We start from the raw sequence: 22,763 nt of genomic DNA on the forward strand, positions 1-22,763 counted from the left end.
TACACTATTAATTCCTGGCTTTCCCCCTTCACTTCTTACCAACTTTCTATGATTTAAAATACGATTCTAGATTTTTTAACACCTAAAAGCCTCTTATACATTCATCTCCAACATATTTAAATTTAGTTTGATGATTTAACATAATTAAAAATCTATAAGTTAATATTTATACACAATTTTAAAATACGAATAAACAGTTAGTACATAATAACCCAAATAAATTATGCAATATGCACCACTACTAATTAGAATAGGAGTAAAAATATTATATATAGGCATATTGATTATTACTGGTATAGCAAACAAGCTATGAACAAGTCCAACTATCACAGGTGAAATAAAACTAAAGCTAACTTTTTTCGAAATGGACCTTCTTAATTCTTTTTTTGTAACACCTATCTTACGAATAGTCTCGTAATATCCCTGATTAGCATATGCCTCAGATAATTGTTTATAGTAGATAATAGAACCCGTTGCCAGTACAAATATTAGCCCTAAAAAGCTACCAATAAACAACGTCAATCCATATATATTCATAAAATCTATATGGATTTTATAAAAAGTACTAATTGTCGAATTTTCACCGTTGGGCATTAGCTTTACTAAACTCTCAGTCAATTCTTTACTATCCTCTTGCTGAGTTACATCAACGTTTTTCACAATATGTGTCTGTTGTGTTTGCATAACAATTTTATAGAGATAATCAGGTACAATTACAACCAATTCTCCTAAATTAGTAAGTCTATAATTTCTGATTCCCTTAATTACTGATGTTCTTTGTTCCGTTTCAATAGGTAATTGAACTATATTACCATTATTAAGATGCTTATCATTTTCTGGACTATATATAAATACTTCCCCTGTATTTAAATCAACTTTTTTCACCCCCATATTTTGAGCATTCAAATTAAAATTTGATTGTGACATAAGCTGAAATTCATTTGTTAATTTATATTGGGAATTTGGTACACTTGTATTTCCTTCTCTCGCCTGACTCTCTCCCTTAATTGTTAACATTTCTACATCAAAATCACGAATAATAGCATTTTTTTTCTTATTATCCTCAAAAACAGCCTGTATACGCTTTTCCATTTCATCATCTTGTTTTTTATATGAAAAACTGTACGGTGCATTGTTCTTGGTTTCAGATTGTCCATAATAATACCCCGTTACAACTGTACTAATCGCTGTTAAAGCTGTGGCGCTTAATATAGCAATTGTTGCAAGTAATTTAGCATTTCCTTTTACTTGATATAATAGTTGTGAGATATTTAATATGTTCATACCATTATAGAGTATTTTTATTTTCTTTTTAATTTTCTTTATTAAAATGACTGTATAAAATGTATAGAAAAAGTATGTCCCAATAACTGTTGTAAACAAAATGAAAAACGGGATTGCAATAGGGGGCATAGCGTCCTTCACATAATTTATAACCTCATGAAAAAAAGCTGCTAAGAAATAGCCTAATCCAATTAACATAAGGGCTATATACGCCAAAATTTTAGATTCCTTCGGCATACTTTCTCCTTTATGATCTGCTTGAAACAATTCAATTAATTGGAATTGATAAATTAAGCGTGAGTTGTTCCATGCTGTATATAATAAAATAACTGAAAAGACGGTAAAAGTGTCTATTATTGCTTTTATAGACATCTCAAAACGAATTGGTGTGTTTAACTTCATCATACTCATTAACAGTTCCAAGAATAACTTAAAGCTCATGCTGCCAATCAGTATTCCGATTACAAGAGCTGCACCTCCCATTATCATAGTTTCACAAAATAACATCGTACCAATTTGTTTTTTAGGTATACCTAGTAAAGAATATAATCCTAGCTCTTTTTTACGTTTCCTTATAAAAAAATTAGTAGAATAAACAATAAATATGGCTATAAAAATAATAAGAATTACTTTTGACGATTGAAGAACGTTATTAATCGTCACATTAGTAATCATTTCTTTTTTTATTTGATTATTATATCGGAGTGATGCAAATATAAAATAAATAATCATACTCGAAGTTAGGGCTACAAAATAGAGTAAATACTCTTTTAAATTACGCCATATATTACGTTTAGTTATTTCAAATAAAGTCATTTATCTTAACCTCCATGAATATTTATATATCAACATTTTACCAACTTTCTTTTTACAGATTTCACGATACGTGAAATCACATACCACACTTTAGTCCGTCTTAGGCATGAGGTGAACACATCATTTTTTCATAGAATTTCCCTCGTAAACCATTTAATTTGATACAGAATTAATAATCTTTACTCAATGTACACGTAATAAATCCCTTATTTAACAAAAGAGTCGATACTCATGGGAGTATCCACTCTTCTGTTAGAGGGTTTTACTATTAAATTAAATCTTCCATCCTTCTTATTCATACCGTAAACACTCGATTGGATCTAATTTAGCTGCTTTATTAGCAGGAAGTATACCAAAGAAAATACCGATTAACATGGATATTCCAACAGATAGTAAGCCAAGATCTACGGAGATAATGACCGGCCATCCACCAATGGAGGCAGCTATCCAAGCAAAGAAAATGCCTAAACCAAAACCAATTCCTCCACCCAATCCAGTTAAGAAGCAGGATTCAATGAGAAATTGCATTAATATTTTTCCTCTTGTTGCACCAAGTGCCTTTCGAACACCTATTTCACGTGTACGCTCTGTAACCGATACAAGCATGATGTTCATGACACCAATACCACCTACAATTAAAGAAATTCCAGCAATACTAGCAAATACTATTTTCATCGTTCTCATTGAATCTTCCAGACCTTGACTATACTCTTTTGTATCATCTGCTACTGTAAACGAATACTCCACTTCCGGTGATTTCAAACTATTTAGTACAGATAAAGCTTGTTTTTCTACATTTTCTCGCTCGTTGGGAGAAGATAGCTTCATTTTCACTGCATCATATTCCTCCACGCCTGAAATCAATGATGCATTATCAATTGCCGTATAACCATCGTATATTTTAAACGACCGCTTAAAATTATCTGCATATTTATATACGCCTACAATTTTATATGGCTTTCCTTTTATATCTATATACAAATCATCTTTCCAAGTATCAAATATTTTTGTAAATAAAGCTTCACTGATAACCACAACAGGAATTGGTTTTTTCAGTTCATCCCCTGTTAATTCACGCCCATATACCATTTTAAGTTTATAGTCCTGCATAAAATTACCTGTTCCCACGTTTAAATTAAACGAAACAGCCTTTGGACCGCTATATGTTTTTACATCCATATGTTTCTTTGGATACACGTCTATAACACCTTGTATCACTTGCAATTGCTTCACCATTTCCGGTGTAATTTTAGCTTTTTCTGTTGGAGAATCAGGATTATAATAATTTATATTGATTTCATCCATATGGCTGCTCTCTGTAAGATCTTTTTGCATCTTTGCAGTATTTCCATCCCCCATTGCGATAATCGTAATAATTGCACTAATTCCAATAATAATTCCTAACATTGTTAAAACGGATCTCAATTTATGCGCAAAGATAGACGATATGGCCATCCTTATATTTTCTTTTGTATTTATATTCAACCCCTCCAATCTTGAACCATACTTCCATCACGGGTTACAATTTGGCATTCTGCTGCTTCTCCAATTTTATGTTTATGGCTAATCCTAATGATTTTTCATCCTTAAGAGATCCATAATTTGAGTACTTGTTTTCGTATTAAGTGGCTGCCATTGGTTTCTCCACTATAATGATTTTTGGGTTATTTACAATGGCACGTACTAAAGCAACATTTTCTCCGTTTTAACATAACAGTGCTAAATAGATTTCACCACATACCGTGTACAATATAAAAAAGCCCCCACTTTTTCATTTCCAGTTCCTTCTTTCCCTAATATACCTATAGGATAGAAAAAACTATTTAAATAAAAAGTGGGGTAAATATAAAATTTTTATTAAATTTTTAATTTCTCTTCTTTTGAAAATCTCACTTCAAATATTGTTCTTGCTGTATTACTTGCAACAGAGATTGTCCCATTATGTTGCTCGACAATATTTTTTGCAATGAATAACCCAAGACCAGTTCCGCCTCTCTGCTCTGTTCTTGCTTTATCACCTGTATAAAGTCTATCAAAAAGATAGGGTAAATCTTCTTCCGGAATCCTCTCTCCATAATTAATAATCTGTACGATAACCTCTCCATTATTAATATATCCATTCATATCAACAAAATATCCACTATCTCCATATCGAATTGCATTTGTTAAAAGATTTTCAAATACTCGGTTTAATAAATTCTTGTCACCATTAATATATAAATGAAGATCAACGTTCAATCTAACGTCTAAATGATGCTTCTTTAATAGCGGATACAATTCTTCATGTAACCGTATTAGCAACTCATTTATATTAACTATTTTTTTATCTAGCTCTAGCATGCCAGAATTCATTCGAGTAGTTTCAAGTAACTCATCAATTAATCTTTCAAGTCTTAGCGATTTCGTAAATGCAATCGTAAAACAACGTTTAATTTGTTCCTTCGTCAGTTTTTCATCTTTAAGGGTTAAATCTAGATAACCTAAAACAGATGTTAACGGAGTTCTTAAATCATGAGCCAAATTAACAATTAGCTGACTTTTACTATTTTCTTCAAAGTCTCCCCTCTCGACCGCCTCTTTTAATCGTTCACTCGCTATATTAATTTCACACCCGATATCTCCGATTTCATCCTTTAATGGAATTTGAACTTTATTTGTAAAATCACCGTTAGCGACATATTGAATGCCTTTAGAAATTTCATTCAAATACTTTAAGTAGGGCTTTGTTAAAAGGAAAAAAAATAAAATAGATAGTAAGATAAATGAAATCAAAAAGAAAGTAATATCTTCAAATGCTCTTCCTGTTTCCCTAAATTGTTCTAAGGGATTTATATGAAGTACCATTGTTTTATAATAGAGCATTCCTTTATAAATCATATATGTCCCACCAGTTGCTAGTGCCATACTTAGCGCAAAAAATGTAAGCATTTTAAAACGAAAACTTCTCATTATTTTAGTCATTGAAAGCATAGCCTCCCCTCATATCGTTTTTACCAACTTATTCTTTTATTATCCTAGCCAAGTTTATTTTCGCAAACTATGAATATACACCTTAACTCTATTTCCATTTTCATAATAAAAATTGGCTCCCCATACTTGTTGGAAGATGTTTTAAACACTATATAATTTCTTCGGGTGACTCACAATCGACACAAAACATCAAGCTCTTTAAGGTTAATTTAAATTGTTCTCCATATATATGTTCCACTCTTTGCTCAAAATCAATAACAACTCTCCCTACTTTTAAAGGAATCTTCCCTTCTCTACTTGAAATTGATTTAACGTAAAAAATTCATGAAGTTTTGCATTTATACGTGAAACCAACTCAAGCGCTTAGAATGGCTTTGTTTGTTATGTAATCATCTGAGCCTAGTACAAGACCAGCCACCTTATCAAAATCAGATATTTTCGTACTTAAGAAGATGATATGCCTATAATATTTCAAACAAAATTGTCGCATCACTTCTTATCTATCCATTATTGACATTATAATATCTAAAAAAATTCGAGTGGATGGATGATACAAATTGTTTCTTCTCCATTAATTGCTTTCACAACCTGTTAACCTTCTTTTTACTAAATACAACCTAGTCATTCTAATGATATCTATATATTATAATTTAAATAAATTTCATTTGATTACTCCTCACATTTCATTTTTATACGTTTAATTTTAAAGTACTTTGTTTTACGTAAAATCAATCTAAGGGAAGTGAATTCATTAAATTTTGAAACTTAAAATTTTTATATTATTAATTAGTGTCCATGCACACTAATACTTTCTTATTAATAAATAGATTGGCTATTAAAAGATGGTAGTATAACTAATTTCTAAATGCAAACACATTGTACAAAAATAAAAAATATATACCCTCTAAATCTAGAGTATTAATCCATTTCTCATTTTAAATACATCCTTTGTAAATTAAGTGATGTATCTTAGGTATTTATTTGATAAAAAAGGAAGGATGAATGTTCAATCAACCGACACAACTACTTCTTAGGAAGTGTGTTATAGTTAATTCAGAATCAATACTGCTTAGCAGCATTAATTCTCACCTATCTTTTATTTATTTGTTTTTACACCAACTTAAAGGAAAGACCAACTATATTTTTAGTTGGTCTTTCCTTTTGTTATTAGAACACGATTAAGAATCGCTTAGTTTATATACAAATTACGATTTATTTTACGATAATGTACATATACTTCCGATAGAATTCTACCGTACTCTTGATAAAATATGAAAAACATAGCTAGTTAAGGTATCTTTCAAAAAAAATCGAAACAAAAAGAACTTGTAATATATAATTACAAGTTCTTTTTATCGTAGCTTCAACACATTGGAACTATAAACTTGTAAACAACAACATTAGAGGAAGGGGTGAATTATCCCCTTAAAATGATTATATAACTAATATTTACATTTTAAGATTGAAACCTTGAACATTTCGTTAATTTTAATAATCACTTTAATATTCTCCATTTTTAATTTCCATAAACATTTATAATTAAAACAAAATAACCCAAAAATAAAAATATATATGAACTTTTTTATATTTTTTTTGAGATTAATTGAATATTTTATGATTATCATTTCATTTTCATTCTAATAGTGCCATGTTTGTAGATTACTATTAAAGATTTACCTTCTAAAACTTACTTAAAATTGGTTAATATTGAATACATTTACTGAAAATTGAGAAATTAAGTGCATATTGATACTATTATGCTATAAATTATCTGTCAGTCTCACTTCCATTACCCACAATAACGTTTTTCTATATATGTATAGAAATAATTTATCTGTCAGTAATTTATAGTTTATTATCATACATTAAAAAGGAGGAAGTAAAATTATGAAGAAGAAAATCATTACAGCAACTGCTCTGGCTGCAACATTAGCTACAAGTGCATTACCTACAACATCAGTATTTGCTGCTGAGACAGTTGCTCCTATCCAACAACAGGAATCACAAGTTAGTATTCAACCGTTTGCACAAAGTAATCTAGAAACGGCTGTTCAAGCTGCATTAAATGGTCCCGAAGTCAAAAAAATTAAAGTATTTGAGCATGAATTTAATGTAAAAGAAATTGAAGTTGTGGATCGAGGTGCAGCTGGTAAAGATGTATATGGACAAATCTCTCATCATTTAAGCTTCCGTCCAGATGATCAACTTTACTATAAATTCACAAAAAAAGATGGTGAGGTAACGGGATTCGAATTCCATATTGATAGAGGCGGCTGGACACCAATTGTAGCTCCACTCTTATCACTTCTTGCTGCATATAACGGAATTCCTGTTAATCCAAATGATTTAAATTCACTCGGTCAACAACTTGGAAAAGTTATCGATGGTAGTTGGGAACATGCAGGACAATCTATTGCTACTGCAGTTAGTTTAAGCTTTAATGAGAATTAAGCTTACAGGCATTATTTAGGGTTACAGAGAAGTATTATTCGTAAATTTTTCTAAAATGATATTATATGTAACAAATCCATTTCTAAATTCAATGCAGTAATAAGAGAGAGACTCTCCCCAAAAGTCTTTTGATCTCAGATATGGAATTCATATAATTTTGTCACATGATATCTTAACAAATAAAAATTTACATTAATAATTATGTAAACATTACCAATTTTAATAATTCATTGTACTTCGGAAAACAGACGTCTAGTTTAAGACTTCTGTTTTCTTTGTATAATATTAGATTTGAATTGTATGCCTTATAAAGTACATGAAGTATGATAATATACTTTGTCATCATTTCACTAAACTTGCACATGATTATTTTGGCCTTTCCACCCTTTTATGATTACATTTCTAAACTTATGTTCCCAGTGCACGATGGCTTTTGAGCAAATCTAAATGAGAATATCCCACTCTAAATTTTAAAGCTAACACAATATTTTAAGGCAAATGAAAATAGTAAATCTGATGGTAGCTAACATATTATCTTATTTGACTTACTTTCTTTTTAACTTTACAAACCTTTTGGTACCTATTATAAATTGGGCACTATTTATAAAAACTAAATTTTCAATTAATACAGTCTATTATTCTCATGCTGGACTTTATGCATATGGTAAAAGCACCTAAATTATTATATAAGACTAATCTGTTTAAAATCAGGAGAGATATAATGAAGAAAATAAAGATTATAAAACACTTAAAATTCGGGATTCTTACTTGTTTTACACTAGCAAGTTTATGTACAACTTCAATAGTATTTGCTGATAGACATTCAGGTTATTCATATGACTCCGATTTAGGTTATCGAAATCCAAACTGGATGTCAAAATTGGATGATACAAAAAGAATAAGTGAATTATCTATTCCAGGTACTCACGGTTCTATGGCTTTACATGGAGCGAGTTTTATTGATGAGAATTTGACAAGAAATCAAACAATGCCCCTACCTCAACAGTTCAATGCAGGAATACGGTATGTAGACATGCGTGTTAAACGTGTGAAAAATTCTTTTGCCATGCAGCATGGTATTGTGAATCAAAAAGCAATGTTTGAAGATGTATTAAAAGAAACAATCCAATTTTTAAGAGAAAACCCTCAAGAAACAATTTTAATGCGCTTAAAAGAGGAAACTGATCCAGAGAACGGCTCACAGTCATTCGAGGAGATATTTAAAAGTTATAAAGACCGTAATGTGTCCTATTTTTGGGAACCTAATTCTGTGCCATTTTCAGAAAGAAATAACCCTAAGTTAGGAGATATCCGTGGAAAAATTGTAATACTACAAAACTTCTCAGCAGTTGAAGAATACGGAATTAATTATGAATCATTAAATATCCAAGATAATTTTGAAGTTAGCGCTGGACCGGATGGAATGTATGAGAAATGGAGTGCAGTAAAAAACCAGCTTCTAAAGGCACATAACGACTCTAACAATAATCATATCTATCTCAACCATTTTAGTGGTACAGGTGGCGCTACAGCATTATGGAATAATTATTATCCTTGGTTTGTTGCAAGTGGAAAGGAAAATCGAGATACTGGTAGTAACCCACAGTTAATTCAAAAAAATACAACAAATGAATGGAAAGACTTCCCTCGTGATACAAATGGTCAAGTATTTTATGGTGGAATGAATACAATGGGGACAGATTTCATACTACAAGGTGGTATCAGACATTCTGGTATCATTGCAGCTGATTTTCCAGGTCCAGGTTTAATAGATAGTATCATTAAATTAAATGGGATAAACGTTAATGAAAAAGAGATATTAATTTCCCAAATTTCTTCTGACTCTAAGCCATTGCCTGGAGAAAAGAACCGATCCAGCCAAAACTTTAGTATAAATAATTTACCCCCAGGGACAATCGGTTTAAAATGGATTATTGAACCTACCCAGGGAGAGGCTTCTGACAGTATCTCTTTCAATATTATGGTCGATGTTTCTCTGGGTCTAGATCGTGTTAGTTGGAGCAATATTTCAAATGAGTCCAGGACTGCAGCAGATACAAATTCTAGATATTATATCGCAAATCCAAGTGGTGTGAATCACCCATTTACAGTAAAAGTATATGCTATCACCAATTAAATTCTTTAAAGGATTTCTTTATCCCTCCGTCGGCTTAAGAAGTTCAATTACCTTATGTATCAAAAGAGCATTCTCTCCAGGTATGCTATATTAATGGAAATAAAGAATCCAGTGAACTTAAAAAAATTTCATGTGACATATCTTTAGGATTATAAAATAAAAAAGAATCTAGAAATTCCACTAGATTCTTTTTTGTTTTTGGAAACAATTCATATTTAGATTAAAATGTTTTATTTTATAAAAATAATTAAAATACAAATTAACAAACCGCTGAACGTCCTAAAAGTAAAAGTACAATAACTACAATTTCATTCCATGTTGGTAATTGATTTATTTCAACTTTATTCGCGGAAACACATTATATAGAAAATAACATTTCTTGGTTTCGTTCCCCGTTACTTTCATATAAATACATAATCATATCACCTTTCTATATATAATTTATTTATAGTAAAGGCGTTCCTTCTTGATTTCAAATAACTACTTATGACCAATGAGCAGTAACTATCGTATCTTAATGATACTTATAGCATAGAAAAACTAACAGTAAAACACATTCTGTTTTCTTAAAATAACGATATAAAATCAATAAGTAATAGTTGATTCTCCTATTCTTTCTCACAACTAAAAAATTATTATAATAATCATTACACTAACTACCCATAAACTCCATATATACTACAGATTATGTTTGTATGATACGTATATCAATAGAAAGGGATGATATATATTGCTGACAATTTATATAATATACCTGTTTTTATCAATTGCTATTATGCTATTTTTATTTACAAGTACAATCGGTTAATTTTATAGATTATATCAAGCTCGCTTCTTTTCATACAAGAGAACGTCTATTTCTTCACTAAAGTGAACTACCCGCCACTTAACGTCCTAACGGACTGTTTGAAGTAGGGGCTTCTCGGTTAGTCGTTACTTTTGGTAGCTAACGAATTCGTCCTAAGACAGCCGAGCTAACTCCCTTGTTCCAAGGGTTATTTTATTGCTATCTATGCTAACGCTAATAGGCGTATTGCTTCATTTTTGATATTGATAGCTGCGTTATAATCTCTATCGAGATTTACACCGCATATACAAGAATAGACTCGCTCAGACAATGACATATTTTTCACATTTCCACAACTGCTACATGTTTTTGTCGAAGGAAACCATTTGTCTATTTTCACAAGCTGTTTGCCTTGTTCATTTAGTTTATAAGCTAAGAAAGAAGTGAACATCCCCCAAGCATTATCAGCGACGCTTTTTCCAAAATGAAGTGCTTGCGATATTCCCTTCATATTAAGATCTTCAATAGCTACAACATCAAAATGAGTAGCTAACTCTTTAGACCTATGATGAAGGAAGTTCTTACGTTGGTTTACTACTTTTTCATGCAGCTTAGCTACACGGATACGTTGTTTATTCCAACGCCCTGAACCTTTTGTACGTCTTGATAATACTCGTTGAGCCTTTGCTAATCGGTCTAACATTTCACGATAGAACTTAGGATAATTGGCTCTCTCATCCTCAGAACTGACGTATAATTGATCCATCGCAAAGTCTAATCCAACAACTGTTTCTACTTCTTTTTGTACGATCTCTTTTTCGTATTCAGTCAAAATGGACACATAGTATTTACCAGTAGGTGTCATAGAAATCGTACATGACTTGATTATATGGTCTTGTGGTATTTCTCTATGCTGTTTGATACGTACCATTTTCAGCTTTGGCAATTTGATATGACCGTTAAGCAACATAATATTTCCGTTCACTACATTCGTTGTATAAGACTTTCTGTCTTTTTTGCTTTTGAATGTTGGGAAGTCATTTTGACCACGAAAGAAATTTTTATAGGCAGTTTGCAAGTTTAGTTGAGCATTTGCCAAAGCTAATGAATCAACTTCTTTTAACCACTCAAATTCTGCTTTGTATTTTGCAGGAGTGGGAAGCTTTTGTTTCTTTAGTTGATCCTTATCATTTTTATGTTTTTCATACGCTTCTTTCCGTTCAGCTAACATTCTGTTATACACGAAACGTACACAACCGAAGGTTTTACGTATAAGATGTGCTCGATCTTCTGTTGGATACAAACGGAATTTATATGCTTTATTCAGCTTTGTCATATCATTTCACCTCACTTTTCACTTTGATTTTCAATATATGCTTTTACTACGTCTATTGGCGAACCACCAGTAGTTAGCAAGCAAAAACTTCTTGACCAAAACATCTCTTTCCAAAGATTCTTTTTCACTTGTGGAAAGTCTCTTTTAATAAGTCGAGAACTTGCACTTTTATAAGCATTGATGAATTTTGTCATTTCTGTATTAGGGTGTGCCTTGAACAAAATATGAACATGGTCTACATCATGATTCCATTCAACTAATGTGATGTTATAGTTTTCAGATAGTCGAACAAACATATCTTTTGCATAGTCTGACATATCATCATCAAACACATTTCTTCTGTATTTCACGACCAACACAAGGTGATAATATAACAAGAATACTGAATGGTTATTACTATCTAATTTCATTTATATACCAAACCTTATAATTTATAAGACTGATTATACCAGAGGCAAAATAAAAAGGAAAACCTTTTGGCTACGCCAAACCGAAATTCATCTCCCACCTACCGTTGGGCTACGCCCTTCACACGCTTGAGGAAGGAGAATTCTTTCGGAAAATTCGTTAAAGAAGATATAGATATCTTTCGGTTCCCTCCTACATATAAAGTAATTCACCCTGCTTCCTAATACCTACTGATTTGTTACACAAAATTGAATTCCATAAAAATTTGAATTTCAAAACACCCAGGAATACAATGAATATAGTATATACCTTATTTTTTAGAAAGAAGGATTGAACATGAAAACTAAAGTATCTAAATCAATTCAAAATTTGCAATTGAAATCATTTGAAATGATGACAAATTCTGTTTCTTTTAAATCTATTTTGCGTGGAACTGGTATGACTTTTGTAATTATTTTTGGATCATCTTTCATTAACAACTCTTCTTTATTTTCATTAAATTCTTTGATGGTGATATTGGGTTTCTTTTTAATCTTTACGCCATATATGTTTAATATTGCTGAGAAGTCTAATATATAACTTAATTTCCGACGTTTAATCATTGACTTAAAAATTTTAAGCACCCAAAACAAGAAATTCACACACTTTTAATTAAAAGGTGTGATTTTTTTTGTTTGGGTCTATTTGCTCTTAAATCTATAGTTAAGTGATACTACTTCAATTAATTAATTTTTATTTCTAGTTTAAAATTATGCAAATGGGTAGCCTGTATCTTCTCTACAATACAATTCCCCTTATTTAACTATTTATATAGTATAGATTTAAAAGTAAACATACCTAATCCCCCTATACAAAACTGTAAGAGTATCTTCAACCTTTTAATATTATATTTATATAAAATTTACCCTTTCTTGAAAACATACTATACTATAAAATTAAATTAACAAAAATTATTTAATGGAGGTTCATAATGAATAAAACAGAACTAATTAACCAAGTATCCGAGAAAACATCACTTACTAAAAAAGATGCTACCGCATCTGTACAAGCTATCCTAGATCAAATTACACAATCTCTTCAAAAAGAGGAATCCGTACAGTTAATTGGATTTGGTACATTTGAAGTACGTGAGCGTTCTGCACGTACTGGGCGCAATCCCCAAACGGGCGAAGAAATGCATATCCCAGGAGGAAAAGTACCTGCATTTAAAGCTGGGAAAGCTTTAAAAGAGGCTGTTAAATAAGGATTAAATTATCTATCTAAAAAAGAATGGAGATTTTTATCTCCATTCCTTTTTAGATTAATCATATATTTTTTCGGAAAATAATTAACTAATTTTTTATCATTTTCACGATTTCCATACCCTGCAAACTCTTCTAATCATAGAATTTGTTTTTTAGATGCTAGATGCATCTTTTACTGCTAATTTTTTCTTACTTAAATAAACAGCTCGATCCGATTTTTTTGCAACTTCTTGTGAATGTGTCACAACAATTACACATTTATTTTCTTGATGAGCGAGCTCCTGGAACAAATCAATAATGTCATTTGCTGTTTCTTCATCAAGGTTTCCTGTCGGCTCATCCGCAATTAGTAAATCAACATTACAAGATAGTGCTCGAGCAATTGCTACACGTTGTTGTTGTCCGCCGCTTAGTTGCAAGACATTTCGTTTCGCTTCTACTTCTGTGAGTCCTACCTTCTCTAATAATTCTAATGCCCTTGCTTTTTTATTTTTTACCTTCACACCTGTAATTTCCATTGCCGTTAATACATTCTGAAGAGCAGTCATATAGGTAATCAAATTATAAGATTGGAAAATTACAGATACATTTTGATTACGGTATCGATCCAAGCCAATTTTTCGAATATCCTTGCCATTATACAGTACATAACCATTTTTAGGTATATCCAACCCACAACCTAAGCTAAGAGTTGTAGTTTTACCAGATCCAGATGGCCCTAAAATCGTGTAGAAATGCCCTTTTTGAAAAGAAAAATTAACATTATCTAGTATCGTTACTTTTTTTCCGTTACTTTCATAATAATAATCTAAGTTTTTAAATTGTAAAATTGTCTCCATATCGAGCCTCCTTATTCATCTTTTAAAAGAATTTGTTTTGGATTTAAGCGTAGAATAGATAATGCCGGAAGAAGCGTTGCTAATATAGCAATAGCTAGTCCAATTCCCCCCATTTTCCCTACATCTTCTCCTGTTACACTTACATCAATTTTATCAATTGGCTCTTCTTTTTGGTCTTGCAGCGTACCACCAGGCCCCGACATCATTACAGTACCATTTTGTGGGGTGTCTGTTTCTTCGCTTGCTGTAGCAATTTCACTCGAAAGTAAGTTATCCCCTACGAATTGAGATACTTTAGCTCCTGTTGTTATGGATAATCCAAATGCTAAAATAGCAATACATACTACTTCTACTACGAACTGCGCCATCAGTTTCCATTTTTTCTCTCCAATGGACAATAAAATTCCCATTTCCTTACGACGTGCTTTAATCGATAACATAATGATTAATCCTAAGATAATTGCACCTGCAATAGATACCATATAGATAATCATTTGAGAAGTAGAAGCAATATTTTCGATAGGACCAATCATTTGTTTGTACAATGAATCATGTGCATCTAACTTAAAATAATTAAAATCAATATCAGATTTTTTTGCTTCTTTTTTAAATGCATCAATGTATTGTGGATCGTTCAATAAGTACACAACTTGAATACTACTACTCATACCTTCATCTGTTTCTAATTTTTTCAAAGTAGAGTAAGGCATATATAGTTTATTAGCTGGATTCATCATAGGAGGGGCATTTTGACCCATTGGTTGTTCATTCGTTTCATAAATACCGATAATTTCAATTTCAAGAGTTTCCTTCTTATCCCCTGATTGAATTTTAACTTTATCTCCTACTTTCAAATTGTTTTGTTCCGCTAATCGTTTTTCCATTAAAGCTACATTCTGATCTTGCATCTGTTCTGTAATTGGTTTCCCATCAATGATTTTACTTTTTCCATTTTTAAAACTTTCGTGTAATAAAGTCTTGCGAACTCCTTCTATCATAAGAGAAGAATTCATATCTATTTCTGAACCTGATCCTGATCCTCCCGCTATTGCAACGCTACCTTTTCCTTTTCCTTCTTCTTCTCCTTCTGAAGCTCCTACTAATTTAAACCCATCCGCAATTCCGAAATTATGGGTTATATAATTATAGTCTTTTACATGCTTGGACTTCGCTATTTGATCTGTTTCTTTTGTGTTGAGCTTTGGTGGTTTAGGCATCTCTCCAGTTTCCCTTGCTTGTTTTCCTAATTTATCAAAATCAAGACCTAAAGTAACATCAGCACCCAGTTTTTTTCTTGCTGCATCCGCAGCTTTTTTTGATGCATTTTGGATTGTAAATCCTGCCAGCACTAAGTTTGTAACAATCAGAAAGACCGCCATCAAAATTAATGATGTTCCTATCCTTTTTTTCATACTGAGAATTGCGCGTTTTATAAAATTCATTTTTCCTAACCTCCTTGATAGTTGTTATTCTAAATACGCTATCTGGAGTTTATATGAAGATATTCAGTAGATTATCTAAAGACATTAGGGCTTATCTGGAGTACATATGTAGTGATTCGTTAATATAGTCAAGAAAGGCTGGAACACGAATTAAAATATGTAATCGATTTTGAACATTGGTAAAGAGTCAGTCCATTTAATGTAGAATGAGGACAAATGGAATAATAATGTGGGCATTCTTTTTGCTTCATGACCTTTACCACCTCTGATATATCTAGTACCCACACAAAAAGCACATATAAAAAAACCACCGAAAGGTGGCTATATTTTTAAGCGGCACTTGTTTAATCCGCTAATTTCACGTTTTTTATTAGTTTTTCACCATTTCGATAAACTGTTACTTTAATTGTATCCCCCAATTTTTTCTTTTTATATAAATATTTTCGGAATTGAACGACATTTTCTATTTTTTGTTCATCCAATGCAATCACAACATCATACTGTTGTAATCCACCTTTTTCTGCTGGTGATTGGTTTGAGATATTCCTCAATACTGCACCATTTGATATCTCTTTTGGTAATTTTAACTGATTGCGTGCAGAATCTGTCATTTTCTCCACATCTAATAACTGTACACCCATCATCGGACGTTTAACTGTTCCATCTTTCTCAAGAGACTCTAGGATCGTTTTGGCTATATGAATCGGAATTGCAAATCCAATTCCTTCAACAGCTTGTTGTGCAATTTTACTCGAATTAATTCCAATGACTTCACCCTGTTCATTAAACAAAGCTCCTCCACTATTACCAGGATTAATAGCTGCATCAGTTTGAATGACCTGTGCTTGCCAATCCACTTGTTGATTTCCAAGTGTACTAACAGGTATTTCTCGTTCCTTGCTACTAATAATCCCCTTTGTTACACTACCTTCTAGCCCCAATGGATTCCCAATGGCTATTACCGTTTCCCCTGTACGAATTTTTTCTGAGTCTCCAAGTGTTGCGACTCTTTTTACATCTGCTCCGTCAATTTCTAATACCGCTAAATCTAATAATGGATCTGTCCCTACTACTTTAGCGGGAACCTTTTTACCATTATTCAATTTCACTTCTACTTTATTCGCACCGTCTATCACATGATTATTTGTAACAATGAAAGCTTTATTGCCGTTTTTTTTATATATAACCCCTGATCCCGAACCAGCTTCTTCTGATTGATCTTGCGTATTAAATGAATCTGCATTTTTTTTATAGTTAATGACACCTACGACAACTTCTTTTGCAGATTCAATCATATTTTGAGGATTGCTCACATCTTCTGGTTTGTAAGAGATCGGCGTAGCCTGATTTACTTCGTTATGCTTAGGAGATTGACCTGCACTTCCTTTGATTTCATTTATATAAGGAGTAGTCAATCCAATGGTAATTGCACCAATCACTGCACCAATTATTCCTGTGAAAAAATACCCTGTTTTTTTATAGACTTTATTCCTATTGCTTTCTGTTTGATTTGTATCATAGTGTCCCATTGTGAACATCCCTTTCTCCTTTAATTTATAATTGAATGTTTTTATCTTCATATTTAAAATACGATGTATGAATGTAATATTTAAGAATCACCATTTCATAAAAAAATTTTACCTTTAGGCATGGTTTAAACATAAATCAACTATTTTTTCGTAAGGGTAACATTATATTTGAAATTTCCTATGAATATATGTATGACTATATCCAAACCCACTTCAAGCTTGTCTCTAAAAAAAGAGCCTATTCGGCTCTCAACAAATAGAGTATTCAATGTACAAAGTAGGATACGTGTTTATACAGGTGTTTTGCAAAAAGTGGAAACAAGGGACAATAAACATCCATTAGCCTATTTATTCTTTTGTTATAAACTTAGATTCTAACATTCTCGTGAGAATGGATGGTAATAGGTTTGTGTGTAAATAAGAAGGAAGGGATAAAATTTGATAGATTGTGTAAGTCGTTAACATCATGTATCATTCCTTTCTATTTGGTACATGTATCATACAAACTTAATCTGTATTCTATATGGAGCTAATCTAGAGTTATAGTAAAGATTTTCAGTACCTAATTATGGAATACAAAAATAGAGAGAATCAATTTAATCCTCCCTATTTTGTTCACTAGACTTATATAGCTTTCTTTTATTTACACTTGTATATTTGTTTAAGCCTGGTGCTGGTTTCAATTTTTGTTTTTTCTCTTTTATGCGTCTATTATTCGAATGAGGGGCCATCCACAGTTGTACATCTAATAAAGAAAGAATGATGTTTGCTTCTAGTGACATCTTAATTACCTCCCTCTGTCTTGTTATGTATATAAACTATCTCATGCATCTGGAGCTAATTTGAAATACATGTAGTTTTCTTATGAAGTTTTTATAGTGTTTCTAATACGTCTCCACATCAACTCCAGTTTGGAAGGTTATAATGACTACAAGAGGTGATATTATGAAGAACTATCACATTCTGGTGGTAGAAGATGATCAAGAAATACAAGAATTAATCAAACAATTTTTAATGACACAACAGTATAAAGTTATAGTTGCATCAGATGGATTAGAGGGCATGAAACAATTTAATAAGCAGTCCTTCGATTTAATTCTTCTAGATGTGATGATGCCAAACCTGAATGGATTTGAAGTTGGCAAAATGATTCGAAGTCAATCAAATATACCAATTATTATGCTAACTGCGCTAGAAGAAGAACAAGATCAAATGAAAGGATTTGATCTTGGAATCGATGATTATATTACGAAACCCTTTTCTTTTCATGTTTTGATAAGACGCGTCGAAGCAGTACTGAGAAGAAGTAATAATCAAAGTACGGATAATCATTTTTTATTTAGAGAACTACATGTCGATGGCGATGCATATAAAGTATATGTAAATAAAGTTGAAGTTCCCCTAACGACAAAAGAATTTGAAATTTTGCAACTGCTACTTCAAAATGAAAAAAAGGTACTCACAAGAGAAACTATCGTAGAAAAAATTTGGGGATATGAGTATGCCGGAGACACACGAATGATTGATACGCATATGAAAAACATACGAAAAAAATTAGATATACCATATATTAAAACAGTAAAGGGCATTGGTTATAAAATCGATGAATAAGATTGTAAAAATCATGAAGATGAAGAGAATTACCTATAAACTCTTTATGACTACATCCCTCATTTTGTTAGCCTTTGCAACCTTAATTTATGTAACTTTATACTTCTTTCTCCCTAAATTTTATGAGAAATACAAAACAGATCAGCTTCAAACGGGAATCGAAGAATTAATTGATAAATCTAAAGATCTTACGCTTCAAAATGCAACACCACTTGTTGATGAATACGCACAAAAAAATAATGCAGTGATATATCTTCAAGATAATGAGGGAAGGCTTATTTATTATCCTTTTCTTCAAAGTACTATTCAAAGGAGTACTATTCAAGAGGGTACTGTTCGGGGGGGGACTCCAGCAAAAGGTTTTGTTACAACAGTACCAATAAAGGGTTTAGCTCAATCTCGTAATTCATATGAGGCTACCAAGCCAATACAATTCCAAGATGTTAACTTAACGCTTGTGGTGTTCGCAACATTTCAACCAATCGATGAAGCTTCACAGGTCTTAGTACGTTTTCTACCCTATATTAGTATCATTGTACTGGTTATTGGTTTAGGAAGTGCTTATCTCTATTCAAGGTTTATTACTAAACCACTTATTTATATTAATAAAGGTGCACAAAAGATGGCAAACTTGGATTTCTCCGAAAAAATTGAGGTTCGTTCTATGGATGAATTAGGGGAATTATCCAATAGCTTGAATGATATGTCCATAAATTTACAACAGGCAATTTTTGATTTACAAAAAGCGAATCAGCAATTAAAAAGTGATATTGAAAAGGAAAGAGAATTAGAAACAAAGCGAAGGGAATTCTTTGCTATTGTAGCACATGAATTAAAAACCCCTCTTACTGTTATGAAAGGATACATAGAAGGGATGATATATAATATCGGCCCTTATCAAAATCGTGACCAGTATTTAAAGAAAAATTATCAAATAATTGAAAGTCTGGAACAACTGGTTCGCGAAATTTTAAGCATGTCAAAATTAGAACAACATACCTTTAAACTTCAAGTGGAAGAAGTAAATCTTTCGAAATCAATAGATGTAATCACAAAAAGCCTCGAATTTTTTGCTTCTCAAAAAGGCATTCAAATAATAAAAGAAGTCAATTCTGACATTTTTGTTTATACGGATTATGTTCTTTTAGAAAAAGCTTGTAAAAACATCATTCATAATGCGATTATGTATTCACCGTATAACGAAAAAGTCTATATAAAGTTAACAAAGGATTCTAAACAAAACAACATCCAAATGCGAGTTATCAATACAGGTGTCAAAATAAAAGAAGAAGATATACAACATATTTTCAAACCATTTTATCGAATCGAAAAATCAAGAAATCGAAATACGGGAGGGAGTGGCTTAGGGTTATATATTGTAAAACAAATTTTTGAATCCCTTTTTATCACGTATTCTATAAATAATACCAAACAAGGCGTAGAATTTTTAGTTACCATTCCATTATCCAGCAAATAAACAACAAAAGAGTCTCAATCTCATTTCATCCTATAAAAATGAGATTGAGATTTTTCATATTATGTTGGGTATGGCAACCCAAACATAATATGGGGTACAGAGATATTAAAGTTGTTTAAATTACATTAAAAAATAATATGAGTCCTACAAGCCTAGTCATATCAGTGAAAAAGTAACTAAATTTGTAGACGGGATAGAAATATTTTTTGTTACACAAACTGGCCGACTGTACTTTTTTCACTACAAACTGATAACTTAACAGCTGGGTAGAAAGTGATGAGTATACTGGACCAGATATGACTGATTTCGGATTTCACATTTTTTGTTAGTATTTCCTTTCATCATGTCTAAAACAGATTTATATGCTTAGTGACACGGTCAATCAAACTATATAAGCAGATGATCCATTATACTCATTCGCCATATTATGCATAATAATCTATAAAATACGTATCTATAAATTAAAAATCTAAAAAAGAAAAAATCTGAAGATCCTTCGGACGTAAGGAGTTTCAGATTTTTTTATTTTAGTAATACCCTTTGCAACAAGTTGCCATTAGGATAGTGTATCAGCAACTTGTAGCTATTACTATGAATGCTAGATTCCTCAAAATTATTCCATATTTTTTCATTTTATTTATATTATTCTATGCTTTGTTCTAAATTATAATTCCATATTTATGGACAAAAGTTTAAATTTATGGAATTTTGTACAAGCTATTTATACGCTATTTTTAATTAGGAGGGATTCTTTATGTTTGGTCTAGGAAAAAAAAGAACTCCATTTGGGGAGTATTTAGATCACAGAGGAATCAAACAACAATGGCTTGTACAAAGAACTGGATTAAGTAAATCTCTGATAAGTGATTTAGCAAATAAAAAGGATCGTATTCCCACTTTAACATCTGCAACTAAAATCATTAGAATACTAAAAAAATTTGATAAGCATATTGATTATCAAGATTTTTGGAATATTGATATTTAATACCTCTAAAATGGACTGCACATCTAATTGTCTCTAATCCAATTGTGTAGATTACTAAAAATATAGATTTTTCTCTTTATAACTAATGATTATTTAACACTTATAATACAAAAATTCCTTTTATTAAAAAGGATATAAATTTCTATTTAGCTCTGTTCATATCCCCACTCAAAATAATTAATGATTACATCCCACTTCATTTTTGACAAATCAATTCTTTAAAGACACTTTTTATTAGAAAATGTAAATTTCATTGTTTTTTTATCCAGAAGCCTAAATATACATTTGATATTATTCTAAAGTTTATAGCGCACTATTCGAACATTTTGTGAAAATCAGCAAAAAACATTACAAACTACTAGTAGTAGGTATTAATTTACTAGTGTTTGTTCCAAGCACTGTGTTAAACTGAGAGGGTTTAACAGATCTACTCTAATAACATTAATGAAATGGGGTATTTACTTGAACTTTCCACAATTAAAAATCGGTCATATGATGCCAAAGGTCCCAATTATGCAGGGAGGAATGGGCGTAGGCATTTCATTAAGTAAACTTGCATCTGCAGTTGCAAATGCTGGAGGAATTGGGATTATATCAGGAACTGGTATTTCCATAGATGAAATGAGAATGCATATTAGGAAGGCGAAAGAAAAGATCCGGAATACTGGTTATATTGGAGTAAATGTCCTTTTTGCAATGAATGATTTTGCTGAAAAAATGAAAGCAGCTATTGAGGAAAAAGTTGATTTCATCATATCTGGTGCTGGCATTTCACGAGATATGTATACTTGGGGAAAAAATGCCGACATACCAGTTATTTCAATAGTATCCTCAGCCAAAATCGCTAGATTATCTGAACGCTTGGGTGCGGCCGCTGTTGTAGTAGAGGGTCATGAAGCAGGAGGACATCTGGGTACCGATCGACCTTTATTCGATATATTACCGGAAGTAGTCGCAGCAGTCAAAATCCCCGTAATTGCTGCTGGAGGAATTATGACTGGAAAAGATATTGCGCATGCCTTAAAAATGGGTGCATCTGGTGTGCAAATGGGTACAAAATTCGTTGCAAGTAATGAGTGTGACGCACCACTATCCTTTAAGGAAAAATATATAAGTGCTCGATTAGAAGATACTATATTAGTCAAAACAACTGTCGGACTCCAAGGTCGTGCGGTTAAAAATAACTTTACTAAATTAATAGCTGATAATAATAAAAAGATAAAAATAAAAAAGTGTATAAATTGCTTAAAAAACTGTTCTTATCGTTTCTGCACGCTAGATTCTTTGATAACCTCTATGGATGGTGATTGTGAAAATGGTCTTGTTTTCGCAGGTGCACGAGTAAATGAAGTCAAAGAGATTTTGCCTGTCCAAACAATTATTAATAATATTATGATGGAATATAGAGCATGTATTTAAGGTAGAATCCATGTAAGTTCTTTAAAAA

At 31.7% G+C, this 22,763-nt stretch carries 17 protein-coding genes and 1 pseudogene; 8 read left to right on the plus strand and 10 right to left on the minus strand.

The annotated features are described in order from the left end of the window. Positions 1-159 precede the first annotated feature (159 nt). The 4 genes and pseudogenes from ACUN13_RS30190 to ACUN13_RS30205 all read right to left on the minus strand — a co-directional run bounded on the left by ACUN13_RS30190 (position 160) and on the right by ACUN13_RS30205 (position 5,061). A complete protein-coding gene (locus tag ACUN13_RS30190) occupies positions 160-2,100 on the minus strand; it encodes an FtsX-like permease family protein (protein ID WP_445424158.1) in 1,941 nt (646 codons plus the stop codon). Between the two features lie 291 nt (positions 2,101-2,391). Further along, positions 2,392-3,579, minus strand: a complete 1,188-nt coding sequence (locus ACUN13_RS30195; protein ID WP_161114044.1) for an ABC transporter permease — start codon at positions 3,577-3,579, stop codon at positions 2,392-2,394. Between the two features lie 2 nt (positions 3,580-3,581). After that, positions 3,582-3,799: pseudogene (locus tag ACUN13_RS30200) on the minus strand (macrolide ABC transporter ATP-binding protein); the annotation flags it as partial. 158 nt (positions 3,800-3,957) lie between these two features. Next, positions 3,958-5,061 carry an ATP-binding protein gene (locus tag ACUN13_RS30205; RefSeq protein WP_445424159.1) on the minus strand — a complete coding sequence of 368 codons (1,104 nt, stop codon included), beginning with the start codon at positions 5,059-5,061 and terminating at the stop codon, positions 3,958-3,960. 1,896 nt (positions 5,062-6,957) lie between these two features. On the opposite strand from ACUN13_RS30205, the gene ACUN13_RS30210 reads away from it, so the two are divergent. After that, positions 6,958-7,521, plus strand: coding sequence for a methyltransferase (locus ACUN13_RS30210; RefSeq protein WP_445424160.1), 564 nt, complete (start codon positions 6,958-6,960; stop codon positions 7,519-7,521). Positions 7,522-8,242: 721 nt separating this feature from the next. Next, positions 8,243-9,658: a phosphatidylinositol-specific phospholipase C gene (locus ACUN13_RS30215; RefSeq protein WP_445424161.1), complete on the plus strand. Its 1,416-nt coding sequence runs from the start codon at positions 8,243-8,245 to the stop codon at positions 9,656-9,658. 1,010 nt (positions 9,659-10,668) lie between these two features. Here ACUN13_RS30215 and ACUN13_RS30220 read toward each other — a convergent pair. Both ACUN13_RS30220 and tnpA read right to left on the minus strand, forming a co-directional pair. Continuing rightward, on the minus strand, positions 10,669-11,781 hold the full coding sequence (locus ACUN13_RS30220) for an RNA-guided endonuclease TnpB family protein (protein WP_445424162.1): 1,113 nt from the start codon (positions 11,779-11,781) through the stop codon (positions 10,669-10,671). An 11-nt stretch (positions 11,782-11,792) separates the two neighbouring features. Further along, positions 11,793-12,191, minus strand: coding sequence for an IS200/IS605 family transposase (gene tnpA, locus ACUN13_RS30225; RefSeq protein WP_284559599.1), 399 nt, complete (start codon positions 12,189-12,191; stop codon positions 11,793-11,795). A 334-nt stretch (positions 12,192-12,525) separates the two neighbouring features. Here tnpA and ACUN13_RS30230 point away from each other — a divergent pair, with 334 nt between their 5' ends. Together ACUN13_RS30230 and ACUN13_RS30235 are read left to right on the plus strand one after the other, a co-directional pair. Continuing rightward, entirely contained in the window at positions 12,526-12,768 is a 243-nt protein-coding gene (locus tag ACUN13_RS30230) for a hypothetical protein (RefSeq protein WP_087965247.1), read from the plus strand. Between the two features lie 391 nt (positions 12,769-13,159). After that, entirely contained in the window at positions 13,160-13,432 is a 273-nt protein-coding gene (locus tag ACUN13_RS30235; protein WP_016083288.1) for an HU family DNA-binding protein, read from the plus strand. 153 nt (positions 13,433-13,585) lie between these two features. On the opposite strand, the gene ACUN13_RS30240 is transcribed toward ACUN13_RS30235, so the two are convergent. From ACUN13_RS30240 to ACUN13_RS30255, 4 genes are all read right to left on the minus strand, one after another. Beyond that, complete coding sequence (locus ACUN13_RS30240) at positions 13,586-14,272, minus strand: ABC transporter ATP-binding protein (protein ID WP_086422647.1); 687 nt, start codon at positions 14,270-14,272, stop codon at positions 13,586-13,588. 11 nt (positions 14,273-14,283) lie between these two features. After that, positions 14,284-15,714 (minus strand): ABC transporter permease, encoded by a 1,431-nt coding sequence (locus tag ACUN13_RS30245; RefSeq protein WP_409532589.1) that lies wholly within the window; start codon positions 15,712-15,714, stop codon positions 14,284-14,286. Between the two features lie 344 nt (positions 15,715-16,058). Next, positions 16,059-17,252 carry a S1C family serine protease gene (locus ACUN13_RS30250; RefSeq protein ID WP_088346696.1) on the minus strand — a complete coding sequence of 398 codons (1,194 nt, stop codon included), beginning with the start codon at positions 17,250-17,252 and terminating at the stop codon, positions 16,059-16,061. Between the two features lie 587 nt (positions 17,253-17,839). Continuing rightward, complete coding sequence (locus ACUN13_RS30255) at positions 17,840-18,025, minus strand: hypothetical protein (RefSeq protein ID WP_088346694.1); 186 nt, start codon at positions 18,023-18,025, stop codon at positions 17,840-17,842. Positions 18,026-18,188: 163 nt separating this feature from the next. Between ACUN13_RS30255 and ACUN13_RS30260 the strand changes: the two genes are divergently transcribed. The 4 genes from ACUN13_RS30260 to ACUN13_RS30275 all read left to right on the plus strand — a co-directional run bounded on the left by ACUN13_RS30260 (position 18,189) and on the right by ACUN13_RS30275 (position 22,735). Continuing rightward, positions 18,189-18,854 carry a response regulator transcription factor gene (locus ACUN13_RS30260; RefSeq protein WP_088346692.1) on the plus strand — a complete coding sequence of 222 codons (666 nt, stop codon included), beginning with the start codon at positions 18,189-18,191 and terminating at the stop codon, positions 18,852-18,854. 13 nt (positions 18,855-18,867) lie between these two features. Beyond that, the gene (locus ACUN13_RS30265; RefSeq protein WP_341723414.1) at positions 18,868-20,331 is read left to right on the plus strand and encodes a sensor histidine kinase; all 1,464 of its coding nucleotides are present in this window, start codon (positions 18,868-18,870) and stop codon (positions 20,329-20,331) included. Positions 20,332-21,085: 754 nt separating this feature from the next. Beyond that, the gene (locus tag ACUN13_RS30270; RefSeq protein ID WP_000467334.1) at positions 21,086-21,316 is read left to right on the plus strand and encodes a helix-turn-helix domain-containing protein; all 231 of its coding nucleotides are present in this window, start codon (positions 21,086-21,088) and stop codon (positions 21,314-21,316) included. A gap of 444 nt (positions 21,317-21,760) precedes the next feature. Continuing rightward, positions 21,761-22,735 (plus strand): NAD(P)H-dependent flavin oxidoreductase, encoded by a 975-nt coding sequence (locus tag ACUN13_RS30275; RefSeq protein ID WP_445424163.1) that lies wholly within the window; start codon positions 21,761-21,763, stop codon positions 22,733-22,735. The last annotated feature ends 28 nt before the right edge of the window (positions 22,736-22,763 follow it).

Source organism: Bacillus cereus group sp. Bce041 (assembly GCF_052646455.1).